This is a genomic window from Paractinoplanes rishiriensis (assembly GCF_016862375.1).
Classification (GTDB): Bacteria; Actinomycetota; Actinomycetes; order Mycobacteriales; family Micromonosporaceae; genus Actinoplanes; species Actinoplanes rishiriensis.
Genome location: NZ_BOMV01000012.1, coordinates 19,183 through 32,865 on the forward strand (window position 1 = coordinate 19,183; position 13,683 = coordinate 32,865).

Below are 13,683 nucleotides of genomic sequence, written 5' to 3' on the forward strand. Positions count from 1 at the left end.
CCGAACATGATCAGTCGCACCGGCGCCGCATTGCTGGCGTCACTGCTTGCCGGAATCGTGGCCGCACCCGTACCCGCCACGGCGTCCGGACCGGGCACCGGAACTGTCCCGGTCCCCGTCGTCACCGGGCCGATCCCCGCCACCGGGGAGAGCCACCCCTTCTTCGCCACCGACCTCGACCTGGCCGCCCGCGGTTACCTCGAGCAGGAGTTCTTCTACCGCGGCGCGGCCAACGTCTACGACGCCACGGTGGCGCCGGGCATCGGCGCCCGGCCGTCGCCGTCACCGACCGCGGCCATCGTCAGCACCGGCCACCACTACCAGACGCGGATGGTGGTCCGGCGGCCCGCGCGGGCTGACCGGTTCAACGGCACCGTGATCGTCGAATGGCTCAACGCGACCAGCCAGTACGACGTCGAGGCTCTGTGGTTCCGCACCCACGAGTTCCTGCTCCGGGACGGTTACGCCTGGGTCGGCATCACCGCGCAGAGTGCCCCGGTCACCCACCCGGCGCTCGGTCTGAAGGCCTTCGATCCGCACCGCTACGGCGGTCTCGATCTCACCGCGGGCGGCACGCTCACGTCCGGTGACCCGCTGTCGTTCGACGTCTACGCCCAAGGCTTGCAGGCGGTCCGCCGGACCGGCGTGCTCGGCACCCTGCGGCCCGGGATCAGGACCGTAATCGCGGCGGGCGTATCCCAGTCGGCGGGTCGCGTCTCGGTCTTCGCCAATGCCATCCAGCCGCGCAACCGGCCGGTAGCCGACGCCGCGCTGCTCTACGTCGGCGGCGAGAGGTTGCGGGCCGACCTCACCATGCCGGTCTTCAAGGTCTTGTCCGAAACCGAGTTCGCCGCCGCACCGGCCTCGAACGCCAGCGAGGTCAGCTCGCTGCAGCCCGACACCGGGCTCATGCGGACCTGGGCGGTCGCCGGCACCTCGCATTCGGACTGGGCGTCCTTCGCGGTCCGGTACGCCCTGCTCCAGCGCGACCAGCCGACGGCAGCGCTGCAGGACAACTGTGCCCGGCCCAGCCGGAGCCGCATCCCGGACCGGTACAGCCTGTCCGCTGCCATGCACCATCTGGCCCGCTGGGCACAGCGCCGGGCCGTGCCGCCCACCGCGCCGCTGATCTCCCTGGCACCCGGCGGGCTCACCGTGGTCCGGGACGCCGGCGGCAACGCGCTGGGCGGTCTGCGTCTGGCGCCGTTCGAGGTTCCGGTGGCCGTGGACACCGGAGTCAACGAGAACCGCCCCGGCGCCACCGGGCTGTGTTTCCTGAACGGGACGCACCTGCCGTTCGACCGGGCGACGCTGACCAGCCGTTATCCCGACCGCCGCACCTATCTGACCAGGTTCACGGCGGCGGTCCGGGACAACCTGCGTGACGGCTACGTTCTCCCGGCCGACGCCGGCGAGATGCTCCGGGACGCCCGGAGTTCGCTGGCCGGCCGCGACCTGGAGTGCGCGGAGCTGTGCGCCAACGTCGCGCAGTTCCCGGTCCAGCCGTCCACCCAGCTCCTGCGCGACCACACCGCCTTCCTCTACCTGCGCGGCGCCGACCGCTTGCTGGACGCACTCGACCACGCCACCCTCGCGGTCGCCCGCGGCCAGACCGATCCGGCTCACCGGCAGACGCAGTATTCGCGGGCGATCCGGTGGCTCGAGACGTACCGGGTGCTGCTCGATCGCATGCGGCAGCACGGCCGGGTGACCGAGGGGCAGGCCCGCTTGCTCGACGGCTACTCCGCGGTGCTGATCGAACGGCTCTCGCCGGCGGATCCCGGCTGACCGGCCGTCCCGACCTGCTGCCCGGACCGGGCAGCAGGTCGACGTCGCCCGCGTGCATCGACCCGCCACAGTGGGCGCACCGCAGATCGCCGCGGCTGATCTCGCCGCACGCGTGGTGCCGGTACAGCAACCGGGTGGCTCGAGGGGACGAGGCGTGGGCGGTCATCGACCGGATCGCGATGAAGTACGTCGGGCAGCCCCATGGGCGCGACTAGGAGCGGGTGGTCGCGCTCATCGAGCCGGAGCAGCAGCGGGTCGGGATCGGCTAGCGGATCGGTCAGGACGACAGGCGGCGCCTGCGGTACTCGGCCACCACCAGGTCGGTCAGTTCCTCCACCGAGACCTGCGAGGTCGGCCGGTCGAACGTGATGGTGCCGTGCTGGAGCAGGTTGACCCGGTCGCAGACGTCCAGGACCTGGGCGTAGTTGTGGGCGATGATGATGACCGAGACGTCGCCGCGGGCCTTCAGATCGCGGATCAGATCCAGGATCAGCACGCCCTCCTTGGCGCCCATCGCGGCCAGCGGTTCGTCCAGCAGCAGGATCCGGGCGTCCGAATAGACGGCCCGGGCCACCGCCACCGCCTGGCGCTGGCCGCCGGACAGCTTGGCCACCTCGGAGCCCACGTCGGGGATGTTGACCCCCATGTCGGACAGGTGCTCGCGGGCCAGCCGGCGCATCGCCCGGTTGTTGAGCAGCGGGCCGATCCGCAGTTCCCGGTTGAGGAACATGTTGTGGTAGACGGACAACTCGTTGATCAGTGCCAGTCCCTGGTAGACGGTGTCGATGCCGAGCGCGCGGGCGTGGTCGACGCTGCGCAGCGTCACCTCCTGGCCGTCCACCACGATGCGGCCGGCGTCGGGGCGGTGGTAGCCGCAGATGATTTTGATCAGGGTGGACTTGCCGGCGCCGTTGTCGCCGATCAGGCCCAGCACCTCACCCCGGTCCAGCCGCAGGCTGACGTCGCGGAGTGCGGTGAGCGCGCCGAAGCGTTTGGCGACATTTTCGACGCGCAGCGCCTCCACCGTTTGCGCCTCAGCCATCACGTGCCTCCGGTCCGCCGCAGCCGCGACAGGTACTGGTTGGCGATCATCGAAAGGAGGATCGCGCCGCCGAGGATGAGGTTGAACGGGTTGGCACTGATCCCGATCAGGTTGAAGCCGTTCTGGAGTTCGGCCAGGATGAGCGCGCCGAGCAGGGCGCCGATCACCGTGCCGGAGCCGCCGGCCAGCGCGGTGCCGCCGATCACCGCGGCCGAGATGGCGGTGAAGACCAGCGCGGTGCCGCCGCCGATGTTCGGGTCGATGCTGTTGATCCGGAACGCCTCCAGCAGGCCGGCCAGCGCGCCCAGCATGCTCGCGATCATGAAGTTGCCGATCTTGATGCGGTGCACCCGGATGCCGGCCTCGGTGGCGCCGATCAGGTTGCCGCCCACCGAGATCGTGTGCAGACCCCATCTCGTCCGGGTCAGCACGACATGGAAGAACCCGACGATGCCGAGGCACCAGATCAGCGACGCCCAGTCGGCCGCCCCGAACATCGACTGGATCGTGCCCTTGGCCTCCTCGGGGATCTGCGCCGGGTAGGCGTGCGAGGTGGTCAGCAGCACACCGAGCAGGAAGTAGTACGAGCCCAGCGTGGCCACCAGCGACGGCACCCGCAGCTTGGTGACGATGAAGCCGTTGCAGAACCCGATGAACGCGGAGATCCCGAACGCCAGCAGGAACGCCGGGATGACCGGGACGCCGTACAGGTCGACCGCGTAGTGCACCAGGAACGGCGCCAGCGCGGCCACCACCCCGACCGACAGGTCGATCTCACCGCTGACCAGCAGCAGCACGATCCCCACCGCGACGATCGCGGCCGGCGCCGTGGCCTGCGCGATGTTGCGCAGGTTGTCGGGCGTGAGAAAGACGTCGGTGGCGGTGTAGAAGTAGATCGCCATGGCGACGGCGACCGCCAGCACGCTGGCCTCGCGCCACCGGACCAGCAGGGTGCCGACGCCGGGCCGGCGCACCGGGGGCTCGGCGGCGGGCGCCGAACCCCCTTGTTGCACGGTGTCGGAGCGGGTCATGAGTGAGCGATCGGGCCGGTACGCTCGACCAGCTTGACGTCGGTCGAGGAGCCCTCGTACCGGGTCTGCGTGGTCTGGTACTGGGTGACGTTGTCCTTGGTGACGAACAGCAGGCCGGTGTTGGTCTGCGGTGGCGAGATGAGGCCGCCGGAGACCTTGAAAAGGTACAGGTACAGCACCGGCAGGAAGCCCTGCAGGTACGGCTGCTGGTCGATGGTGTAGTCGAGATCGCCGTCCTTGATCGAGGTCAGCGTCTCCGGGATCAGGTCGAAACCGCCGGCCACCTTCAGCGACTTGCCGCGCATGTTGTACTTCTTGACCACCTGGCCGATGGACTGCGTCGACCCGGCGTCCACCGCGAGCATCCCGGCCAGGTCGGGATGGCCCTGCGCGTACGCGTCAATGATGGAAAGGCCCTTGGTGATGTCGGCGTTGGTCGCCACCGGGGTGAAGCGGACCGCGCCACCGGCGTCCTTGAACGCCTGCTGCGCGCCGTCGATCCGGGGCTGGATGTTGAGCTGGCCCGGCGTCGCGATGAAGCCGACCACCTCGCCGGACTGCACCTGGGCCAGCGCGCGCTGGCCCAATGCGTACCCGGACTCGTAGAGACCCTGGCCCACGTAGGTGAGCCGGTTGGTTCCCGGGTCGTCGCGCGCGCCGTCGGCGTTGTACGACACCACCGGGATGCCGGCGTCCAGGGCCTGGTCCACCGGGGCCTGGAACGCGGTCTTGTCCACCACGGCGAGGGCCAGCCCGTCGGCCTTGCCGCTGATCGCCGTGTTGGTGGCGTTGACCATCTCGGCCACCACCGAGTTCTGCGAGCCGGTCCATTGGTAGGAGACGCCGAGCAGCTTGCACGCGTCCTCGGCGCCGTACTGGGTGGGGGTGAAGAACGGGTTCGTGGTGACGTGGTTGATGAAGACGAACTTCCAGTTCGGCGTCTTCGGGAAGTTGCCGAGAGCGTCCGTGGTCTCCGGCTCTTGGCTGCACGCGGACAGCAGGCCGGTCGCCGCGAGCGAAGCACTCGCCAGCCCGGTGCCGGCGAGCAGGCGGCGACGCGTGACGCCGCCGGGAGAGAGTTTGTCGGCCGCCTCCGCGACCGTCGGATGAACAGGCATGTCACCACCTAGGGTTTAGCGCGCCACGCCGAGCCGGTAGATCGTCGTGGTCCGGTAGGTCTGTCCGGGCCGCAGGACGGTCGACGGGAAATTGGCATGGTTGGGCGAGTCGGGGAAGTGCTGCGTTTCCAGGGCGAACCCGTCGCCCTGCCGGTACATCCGGCCGCTCGTGCCGACGAGCGTGCCGTCCAGGAAGTTGCCGCCGTAGAACTGCAGCCCGGGCTCGGTGGTGAGCACGGTCAGCTGCCGGCCGCTGGACGGGTCGGTCGCCCGTGCGGCCACCTCGAGCTTGGTGAAGGTGGAGTCGCGCCGGTCGAGCACCCAGTTGTGGTCGTATCCGCGCCCGATGACCAGTTGTTCGAAGCCGGCCCGGTTGCGGGCTCCGATGGCGGTCGGGGTGCGGAAGTCCATCGGCGTGCCGGCCACCCGGTCGAGCGAGCCGATCGGGATGAGCGTGGCGTCCACCGGCGTGTACCGGCTGGCGTTCATGTACAGCTTGTGGCCGTCGATCGTCCCGGCGCCCTCGCCGGCCAGGTTCCAGTACGCGTGGTTGGTGAGGTTGACGACCGTGGGTTTGCTGGTCGTGGCGGTGTAGTCCATCCGGATGTCGCCGTTCACGGTGAGCGTGTAGGTCACCGTGGACCGCAGCTCGCCCGGGTAGCCCTGATCGCCGTCGGGGCTGGTGAAGGTCAGCCGCAGCGCCACGCCGTCGGCGGTGCGCATCGGGGTGGCCGCCCACACGTGCTTGTCGAATCCGACGGTGCCGCCGTGCAGGCTGTTCGGATCGTTGTTGATGGGCAACTGGTAGGTGACGCCGTCGAGCGTGAACCGCCCGAGCGCGATCCGGTTCGCGTACCGGCCGGTGATGCACCCGAAATACGGGCTCTTCGTCTCGTAATCGGCCAGATTACGGAATCCAAGTGCCACATTGGCGCGCTTGCCGTGCCGGTCCGGCATTTCGATGGTCTGCAAGATTCCGCCGTACGTGAGAATGCGTACCCGGATCTGCCCGGCGGTCAGGACGTAACGGTCGACGGACTCGCCGCCCGCTGTGGTGCCCCAACCTGCTTCCCTGGTGATGGTCGCCTTGCCGCCGGCCTGGGACGTAGCCGAACTGGCCACACCCATCCCGGCGACGATGAGCGCGACCGCTCCCAGCCGGATCATTGTCCGGCCTGATGAGATCATGGACATTGGTGCCTCGCCTCTCGTCACGCTGGAGGGCAGAGTGCATAGGAGAGCGACCCGGGGAGGGGGAGTGAGCACCCCGAGACGGGGAGAGTAACGTTTCGCCGGCCTGCGGTGACAGGGGCGAAACCAAGACGCGAAGTCGACGCTACAATTTGATCTAAAAATGTGTCAACATCGATCTCGAAATGCATTATGCGCGCATAGTATGCGTGCATGAGAAGCGGGGAAATGCGACCGCATTTAGCGCTTTATATCGCCCCGATAATCGATTTGTGTCGACGCGGCCCGGTCGGTACGCTGCCGCGGAACCAATCGACCATGGGGGATGTACCAGTGCCGAACCGACTTATCTCCACCCTGTCCTTCGCCCTGCTCGCCGCCGTCGCGCTGACCGCTTGCCAGCCGGCCGACGAGGCACCCGGGGCCGCGCCGGCCACCGCCGGGTCCGCGCCGGCGGCCACCACGCCGTCCTCGGCGGCGCCGGCCGGGCCGGGCACCGGCGAGACCTGCAAGAACGTGACCATGATCCTGATCGACGGGAGCGTGGAGATCGCCGACAACGCCGTGAAGTCGATCGACGAGCGGTGGAGCACCAAGAAGATCGCCGACGAGCTGCGCAACAGCTTCGGCGACATGGCCGGCAAGGTCTCCGCCGAGGCGGGCAAGGTCACCGACCCGGAGCTCAAGGCGGTCGTCGACAAGACGGCGGCCGAGCTGGCGAAGGGCGCCGAGGCGGCCAACCCGAACGGATTCCTGGACAAGGAGTTCCAGACCGTCAGCAAGGACCTCGACAAGGCGTGCGGCGCCTGAGCCCGAGGGGCCCAGACGCCGCAGGTGAAGCGGTTTGATCAGATGCCCGCGACCGACTGGATCCAGGCGCGGTTGTAGGCGACGCTGCCGTAGTACTGGCGGCTCGAGCCGTCCGCGGTCGACGCGACGCCCACCTGGGCGCCGTTGTAGACCTGCGGGCCGCCCGAGTCGCCACGCCACGCGTTGCCGTTGATCCGGGTGCTGCCGATCGCGCGGCCGCCGTAGGCGTCGGTCTGGTTCGTCGACGTGACCTGGACGGAGGCGGTCTTGAGGGTGGTCGAGGCGCTGCACCCGCTGTAGCAGGTCTGGCCCCAGCCGTAGATCGAGTTGGTCGAGCCGACCGGCGGGTACGCGCTCGACAGCGGCATGTAGCTGGTGGTGATCGGGCTCGACAGCCGCATGAGAGCCAGGTCGTACCGGCTCGACGTGCTGCTGACCGTGCGGGTGACGCCGCCGGAGCTGCGGTTGACGCTGCCCACCCGTACCGACATGGACCCGTTGATGCAGTGCCGGGCGGTCAGTACGTAGTTGGCCGAGATGATGGTGCCGGAGCAGGTGAAGCTGCCGTTGGCGAACACGGCGGCCGCCCACGGGGCGGACGACACGGTGCCGCCGCCGATGATGTTCTGAGGATCGCTGGGTGCTGCGACGGCCGCTGCCGGGATGGCCAGCACGGCGGCCATGGCGGTGCCGAGCGAGGCGCCGAGGATGCGGATCCGCATTCCGGGTCTCCTTCTTCCGAAGTTGGTCGATGCACCCACGGCACGAGGGGTTGGACGTCCCGTCGGTGTATCGAAACTCATCGAGGTGACCGTATGTGCGGCGGCCCCGTTCGGCTAGAACTCATTTGCCACATATCACCGAGTGATGACCCCGCCGGTATCAGCCGCTGGTGGCCCGCTCCACGAAGGTGATCACCTTGAGCGTCTGCTCCGGCCGGTCCGCGGCGTCGCATTGCGTGTACCGGATCACCTCGGAATTGACCCGGAGCACGTACGCGAAAGCATCCGCACACCGATTCGGCGGCACCTTACGGTCCGCCTCCCGAGCCAGTTGCGGCGCCGTCAGGAGGCCTTTCAGCTCGCCGAGCTGGCCGGCGTTCAGCTTGCCGGACACGGTGACCTTCTTGCCGTCGAGCCGCTGCCAGCTGCCGTCCGGCTTGACCGTGACGCTCTGGTTGACCCCGGCGAACCCGCCGGTCTTGGCCAGCTCGAGTCCCGTGAAGGCGGTGCTGGTCGACTCGGGCGTGCCGGGCCGGGTGGTCGCGCGGGTGGGCGGGGGAGTGGCGACCGGGGAGCGGGGCGGCGCGGCGGTCGGGCCGGCCGAGCTCGGCGGTGCTGCCACGCTGGTCGTCGGGGCCGGTCCCGGCGGCGTGGTGTCACCACCACCAGCGGAACACGCCGCCACCGCCAGCAGCGCCGCGACCGGCACCAGGCGCCGGAACTCCACTTTGATCATGGTTACCCCCGTCGATGACGGCCGAACGTATCCCGCGAGGGTAACCCGGTCACCTGACCCGGGTCGTACGGCACCTTTACCGAACCCGTACGTGGCGGGCCTAGCGTGACGCCCCATGAGCAACCGAAGCGTGGTGTCCCACGTCCTGCGCCGGCTCACCTTCGGACCGACCGCGGGCGAGGTGGACCTGGCGGAGCGGGACGGGCTGGCGGCCGTGGTCGAGCGCGTGCTCGCCCCGCAGTCGCTGCCGGGCCTGCCCGCCCTGTCCAATCGGCCCGGCCCGGACGAGGCCGCCGCGTGGTGGCTGGACCGGATGGCGGCCACCGGCGGCAACGCGGCCGAGAAGCTGGTGTTCTTCTGGCACGGGCACTGGGCGACCAGCGTGCGCAAGGTGCGTTCGGCCGCCCTGATGCTCGGCCAGCAGCAGACCTTCCGGCGGTACGGCACCGGCGCCACCGGTCCGCTGGTGCGGGCCATGCTGCGGGACCCGGCGCTGATCCTCTGGCTGGACGGGCGCCGCAACACCCGCCGGGCGCCGAACGAAAACCTGGCCCGCGAGGTGCTCGAACTGTTCACGCTCGGGGTGGGCAGCTATACCGAGGAGGACGTCAAGGCCGCCGCCCGGGTGCTCACCGGTTGGGTGGTCGACCGGGAGACGGGCGCCGCGCGGCTCGAACCCCGGCGGCACGACACCGGGCCGGTCACGCTGCTCGGGCGTACCGGGCGGCTGGACCTGGACGCGTTCGCCGACCTTCTGGTGCGGCATCCCGCCCACGCGCCGTTCCTGGCCGGCCGGGTCTGGCAGCGCTACGGCTCGGACGGCCCACCACCGCCCACGCTGGCCGCCGCCGGGACCAGCGTCACCGCGATGCTCCGGGCGCTGGCCCTCGACCCGGCCTTCCCGGCGACCGCCGGCCACCTGGTCAAACAGCCGGTCGAGTGGCTGGTCGGCGCGTGCCGTCAGCTGGCCCTCGGCGACGCCGGCCAACGCGGGCAGATGCTGCGGCAACTCGGCCAGGTCCCGTTCCGCCCGCCCAGCGTCGGCGGCTGGCCGGCCGGCGCCGCCTGGCTCACGACCGCCTCCGCGCAGGCCCGGTTGCGAGCCGGTCAGGCCCTCGCCGGTCAGGCTCCGGCCGCGGTCCAGGAACTCGCCGAGGCCGCCGCCACCGATCGCCTGGACGCGCTGGCCCGGCTGCTCGTGGTGGACGCGTGGACCGACCGCACCGCCGCGGTCCTACGGCCGCTCGCCGGCCAGCCGAGGCGGCTGCTGGCGCTCGCCCTGGCCACTCCCGAGTACACGGTCCACTGAGGAGATTCGATGGACACGATCACCCGGCGCCGGTTCCTGCTCGCCAGCGGGGTCGCCGCCACGGCCACCGGCGGCGCCGCTCTCGGGCTCACTGACCTGCTGGACACCGCGAGCGACCGCGATCCGGCGGCCGGCACGCTGGTCCTGGTCACGCTCTACGGGGGCAACGACGGCCTCAACACCGTGATCCCGTACGCCGATCCCGCCTACGCCCGGGCCCGGCCGGCCCTGGCCTATCCCGCCGACCAGGTGCTCGACCTGGACGGCACGTTCGGCCTCAACCCGGCACTGGCCGGCCTGCACCGGCTGTTCCGGGCCGGCCGGCTCGCGGTGCTGCACGGCGTCGGCTACCCGAAGCCGGACCGCAGCCACTTCCGTTCGATGGACATCTGGCAGACCGGCCGGCCGGACCGTCCGGAACGCACCGGCTGGCTGGGCCGCTGGCTGGACTCCGTGGGCGGCGACCCGCGGCTGGCGGTGTCGTTCGAGCCGGTGCTGCCGCCGCTGCTGGCCGGTGCGACCAGTGCCGGCGCCACCGTGACCGGCGCAACCGTGCGGCTCGCCGCCGACCAGTTGCGGACCCTCGGGCAGCCCGCGCCCGGCGAGTCCCCGCTGCGGGCCCGCGCGGCGGCCTGCTTCACCGACCTGGTCCGGGTCCAGGAGATGGTGCGCGACCTGGCCGCACCGGACGAGAACGAGCCGGACGACGCCGCGCCGGCCACCGCGACCGGCGGCAGCGCCCAGCCGCTCGACGCCCAGCTCGCGCTGGTGGCCCGGTGCGTCGAGGCGGGCGCCGCCACCCGGGTCTACTCGGTGTCGCTGGGCGGCTTCGACCTGCACGCCGACGAGCGCAAAGCGCAGGAGTCGCAGCTGGCCAAGCTGGACCGGCCGCTCACCGCGTTCGTCGAGCGGATGGCCGGCACCGAGCCCGGGCGCCGGGTGACGGTGGTCGTCTACTCCGAGTTCGGCCGCCGGGTGACGGCCAACGCCTCGGACGGCACCGACCACGGCACCGCCTCGCCGGTCCTGCTGCTCGGCGCCGGCGTGACCGGCGGCCTGTACGGCACCCCGCCCAGCCTCACCGACCTCGACCAGGGAGACCTCAAGCACACAACCGACTTCCGCAACGTGTACGCAACCCTGCTGAGCGACGTACTCGACACCGACCCCGCGCGGATCCTGCACGGCTGGACGGTGCCGGACTCCTTCCACTATGGACGACGCCCCTGACCGAAGTGCGGACCCGCAAGCAGAAGCTACTTGGCACCTTCGGCGTCGTTGATCAGAAGCTCAGGATGCCCCACCAGGAACTCAGCAAGCTTGTCCTCGGCCGTAGCCTTGAACAGATCCTGGGTGACGGCGTTGATGGTCTCCCCGGTCCCCGCCGCGTTGCTGGCGAACGTGCCGCTGTTGGTCTTGACCGGGATCAGGTCGGCTGCGGCCAGGTCCTTGAGGCCGAACAGGAAGTCGTTGACCTCGACGCCGTTCGTGTCCATCTTCAGTGACGAGCCCGCCGCCGCGAGAACCGATGCGACCTTGCCCGGGTTGGTCACGATGCCGGCGCTGGTTGCCTTCTTGGCCATCGCGCGCAGCAGTTGCTGCTGGTGCTTCTGCCGGTCGTAGTCGCCATTCGTGGAGTGCCGGATCCGGGAGAACTCGAGCGCTTCCCACGGCTGCATCGTGCGGCAGCCCTTCTTGAACCACAGCGCGTTGCGCGGCGGCGACTTGGGGTTGGCGCCGATCGCGTACTGGGGCTTGCCGTTCTTGTCGACGACGTAGTGGCTCGACCAGGCGTCCTTCTCGACGCACATGTAGACCCCGCCGAGCGCCTGCAGGATGCCCTGGAAGCCGGTGAAGTCGATCACCACGACCCCGTCGAAGCCGATCCCGGTCAGCTCGTGCACGGCCTTGGTGGCCAGCTTGGCGCCCCCGGTCCAGCCGCGTCCGTCCTTTGACCCGTACGCGTATGCGCTGTTGATCTTTTCTGTTGCCCCGCCGAAGTTCATCGACTTGTCGGCCGGGATGCGCGCGACCGTGTCCCGCGGGATGGAGATCATGTACGCCCGGTCGTGCGACGACGAGATGTGCAGGATCAGCATCGTGTCGGAGCGGGACAACTCGCCGGTCTGGTCCCAGCCGGCCCGGGTGTCCAGGCCGAGCATCAGCAGGTTCATCGCGCCCTCGGGCAGCTTGCCCTCGACCGCCGTCTTGCCGCTGGTGGTGTCGTCGAGGACGCTCGACGAGGTCTGGATGTTCTTGGTCAGCTTGCCGAGGAAGTATTGGACACCGACCACGCCGGCGACGCTGGCCAGAACCAGGACGAGACCGAACGCGGTGAGCAGTTTCGTCCATAGCGGCGCTCGCGGGCGTTTCTTCTTCTTTGGCGCGTTTTTGCCACTACCGTCGCCCGAAGCACCATTCTGTGCGTCCTTGGTGACGGTCTGTGCCGACATGCATCACTCCTCACTCCACGGGCGGTTTTGGCGCACGCCTCGCCCGTGCCGGGCGCAATGCCGCACAGAAATAGATATAGCTTCACGTTGCTTTCGTCAATCCGCCGGATGGTTGCGCTCCCGACTTGCAACCCATTGGCGCGGCTCTATTTAGCCGTACGCCGATTTCATCCCGGTTACGAGTTCCTGGGTATCCGGAGGAAAACGGCTCGGTACTCCTCAAGACCGGGCTGGAACCTCCGAACAAACTGAGGTGATCCAGCACCTGTCGTCCGGCCCGGCCATGCACCTCGTCCACGTGGCGCGCCAGCCCATCTTCGACCTGTCCGGTGACGTCGTCGCGTACGAGTTGCTGTTCCGGGGCCGGATGGACGCGATCGACGCGGAACGGCGCGACTCGTACGCCACCAGCCAGGTCATCGTGAACTCGTTCACCGAGTTCGGGATCGACGAGGTGGTCGGCGACCAGGCGTGCTTCATCAACCTGACCCGGGAGTTTCTGGTCGGCGAGCTGCCGCTGCCGTTCGGCCCGGAACAGGTGGTGCTGGAGGTGCTGGAGACGGTCGAGGTGGACGACGCGGTCGTGGACGGCGTCACCGCGCTCGTCGAGGCCGGTTACCGCATCGCGCTCGACGACTTCGTCTGGGGCTCCGGCCACGAACGTCTGCTACCCCTGGCCTCGTACGTGAAACTCGATCTGCTTCACGGCGACACCGGACATCTTGACGAATTGGTCGCGAATTGCCGGAAGTACCCCGGAATCCAGATCGTGGCCGAGGGCCTGGAAACGCCGGCCCACCTGGCGCTCAGTCATAAATACAACTGCGAACTGCGGCAGGGGTACGTGCTCAGCCGCCCGCAGGTGCTGACGGCCGCCTCGATCTCGCCGTCCCGGCTGCGCCGGCTGGAGCTGGTGGGTGCCCTGAGCAGCCCCGAGACTGACCTCGAGACGGTGCTCTCGATCATCGCGCACGACCCGGCCCTGACCATGCGGGTGCTGCGCGCCAGCAACTCGGCCGCGGTAGGCGCCGCGTTCCGGATATCCTCGGTGCGCCAGGCGGTCGTGATGGTCGGGCTGGACCAGATCCGGCACTGGGCCATGCTGATGGTCGTCGACGACGTGACCGAGGCGACCGAGGCGCAACTGGTCGAGGTCCTGACCCGGGCCCGCCTCTGCGTCAACCTGGCCGGCACGTTCGGCGCCGACCCGGACGCCGCGTTCGTGGCCGGCCTGATCACCGCGGTCGCCGCGATGATCGGCATGTCGCCCGCGATGCTGGCCCACCACCTGCCGCTCACCGACGACATCGAGACGGCGCTGGGGCGCGGGGCGGGCCAGCTGGGCCGGCTGCTGCGCACCGTCGAGGCGTACCAGCGGGGCGACTTCGAGGGCCTGGCCGAGCAGTACTCGGGCACCGACCTGACCCGCACGGTGATGGACGCGATGCGCTGGTCAAAGGCGGCGGCCGTCCCCGTGCGGTGA

12 protein-coding genes are annotated in these 13,683 nt (G+C 69.7%); 5 read left to right on the forward strand and 7 right to left on the reverse strand.

Annotated elements, in window-relative coordinates; all coding sequences use genetic code 11:
• Positions 1-6: 6 nt before the first annotated feature.
• Positions 7-1,788 carry an alpha/beta hydrolase domain-containing protein gene (locus tag Ari01nite_RS08445; protein WP_203780554.1) on the forward strand — a complete coding sequence of 594 codons (1,782 nt, stop codon included), beginning with the start codon at positions 7-9 and terminating at the stop codon, positions 1,786-1,788.
• Between the two features lie 277 nt (positions 1,789-2,065).
• Here Ari01nite_RS08445 and Ari01nite_RS08450 read toward each other — a convergent pair whose 3' ends face one another.
• From Ari01nite_RS08450 to Ari01nite_RS08465, 4 genes are read right to left on the reverse strand one after another with little or no spacing between them, the layout of a single operon-like run.
• Entirely contained in the window at positions 2,066-2,830 is a 765-nt protein-coding gene (locus Ari01nite_RS08450; RefSeq protein WP_239162579.1) for an ATP-binding cassette domain-containing protein, read from the reverse strand.
• Entirely contained in the window at positions 2,830-3,861 is a 1,032-nt protein-coding gene (locus Ari01nite_RS08455; RefSeq protein ID WP_203780555.1) for an ABC transporter permease, read from the reverse strand. Before Ari01nite_RS08455 ends, Ari01nite_RS08450 begins: the two co-directional genes overlap by 1 nt.
• Entirely contained in the window at positions 3,858-4,979 is a 1,122-nt protein-coding gene (locus Ari01nite_RS08460; protein WP_203780556.1) for a sugar ABC transporter substrate-binding protein, read from the reverse strand. The genes Ari01nite_RS08455 and Ari01nite_RS08460 overlap by 4 nt, the downstream gene beginning before the upstream one ends.
• A 15-nt stretch (positions 4,980-4,994) precedes the next feature.
• The gene (locus Ari01nite_RS08465) at positions 4,995-6,146 is read right to left on the reverse strand and encodes an aldose epimerase family protein (RefSeq protein WP_239162580.1); all 1,152 of its coding nucleotides are present in this window, start codon (positions 6,144-6,146) and stop codon (positions 4,995-4,997) included.
• Between the two features lie 357 nt (positions 6,147-6,503).
• Here Ari01nite_RS08465 and Ari01nite_RS08470 point away from each other — a divergent pair, with 357 nt between their 5' ends.
• Positions 6,504-6,980, forward strand: a complete 477-nt coding sequence (locus Ari01nite_RS08470) for a hypothetical protein (protein WP_203780558.1) — start codon at positions 6,504-6,506, stop codon at positions 6,978-6,980.
• A gap of 38 nt (positions 6,981-7,018) precedes the next feature.
• On the opposite strand, the gene Ari01nite_RS08475 is transcribed toward Ari01nite_RS08470, so the two are convergent.
• Both Ari01nite_RS08475 and Ari01nite_RS08480 read right to left on the reverse strand, forming a co-directional pair.
• Positions 7,019-7,702 carry a S1 family peptidase gene (locus Ari01nite_RS08475; RefSeq protein WP_203780559.1) on the reverse strand — a complete coding sequence of 228 codons (684 nt, stop codon included), beginning with the start codon at positions 7,700-7,702 and terminating at the stop codon, positions 7,019-7,021.
• A gap of 160 nt (positions 7,703-7,862) precedes the next feature.
• Positions 7,863-8,438, reverse strand: coding sequence for a hypothetical protein (locus tag Ari01nite_RS08480; RefSeq protein ID WP_203780560.1), 576 nt, complete (start codon positions 8,436-8,438; stop codon positions 7,863-7,865).
• 115 nt (positions 8,439-8,553) lie between these two features.
• Between Ari01nite_RS08480 and Ari01nite_RS08485 the strand changes: the two genes are divergently transcribed.
• Positions 8,554-9,747 (forward strand): DUF1800 domain-containing protein, encoded by a 1,194-nt coding sequence (locus tag Ari01nite_RS08485; protein ID WP_203780561.1) that lies wholly within the window; start codon positions 8,554-8,556, stop codon positions 9,745-9,747.
• Positions 9,748-9,756: 9 nt separating this feature from the next.
• A complete protein-coding gene (locus Ari01nite_RS08490; protein ID WP_203780562.1) occupies positions 9,757-10,977 on the forward strand; it encodes a DUF1501 domain-containing protein in 1,221 nt (406 codons plus the stop codon).
• A 26-nt stretch (positions 10,978-11,003) separates the two neighbouring features.
• Here the strand turns inward: Ari01nite_RS08490 and Ari01nite_RS08495 are convergent, their stop codons facing one another.
• Positions 11,004-12,200, reverse strand: coding sequence for an LCP family protein (locus Ari01nite_RS08495; RefSeq protein ID WP_203780563.1), 1,197 nt, complete (start codon positions 12,198-12,200; stop codon positions 11,004-11,006).
• A gap of 253 nt (positions 12,201-12,453) precedes the next feature.
• Between Ari01nite_RS08495 and Ari01nite_RS08500 the strand changes: the two genes are divergently transcribed.
• The gene (locus tag Ari01nite_RS08500; protein ID WP_239162581.1) at positions 12,454-13,683 is read left to right on the forward strand and encodes an EAL and HDOD domain-containing protein; all 1,230 of its coding nucleotides are present in this window, start codon (positions 12,454-12,456) and stop codon (positions 13,681-13,683) included.

Bases quoted from the DNA above. Each gene is read 5' to 3' on its own strand.
- Ari01nite_RS08485 (WP_203780561.1), top strand. From the start codon at position 8,554: ATGAGCAACCGAAGCGTGGTGTCCCACGTCCTGCGCCGGCTCACCTTC.
- Ari01nite_RS08465 (WP_239162580.1), bottom strand. From the start codon at position 6,146: ATGATCCGGCTGGGAGCGGTCGCGCTCATCGTCGCCGGGATGGGTGTG.
- Ari01nite_RS08490 (WP_203780562.1), top strand. From the start codon at position 9,757: ATGGACACGATCACCCGGCGCCGGTTCCTGCTCGCCAGCGGGGTCGCC.
- Ari01nite_RS08495 (WP_203780563.1), bottom strand. From the start codon at position 12,200: ATGTCGGCACAGACCGTCACCAAGGACGCACAGAATGGTGCTTCGGGC.
- Ari01nite_RS08445 (WP_203780554.1), top strand. From the start codon at position 7: ATGATCAGTCGCACCGGCGCCGCATTGCTGGCGTCACTGCTTGCCGGA.
- Ari01nite_RS08460 (WP_203780556.1), bottom strand. From the start codon at position 4,979: ATGCCTGTTCATCCGACGGTCGCGGAGGCGGCCGACAAACTCTCTCCC.
- Ari01nite_RS08450 (WP_239162579.1), bottom strand. From the start codon at position 2,830: ATGGCTGAGGCGCAAACGGTGGAGGCGCTGCGCGTCGAAAATGTCGCC.
- Ari01nite_RS08475 (WP_203780559.1), bottom strand. From the start codon at position 7,702: ATGCGGATCCGCATCCTCGGCGCCTCGCTCGGCACCGCCATGGCCGCC.
- Ari01nite_RS08480 (WP_203780560.1), bottom strand. From the start codon at position 8,438: ATGATCAAAGTGGAGTTCCGGCGCCTGGTGCCGGTCGCGGCGCTGCTG.
- Ari01nite_RS08455 (WP_203780555.1), bottom strand. From the start codon at position 3,861: ATGACCCGCTCCGACACCGTGCAACAAGGGGGTTCGGCGCCCGCCGCC.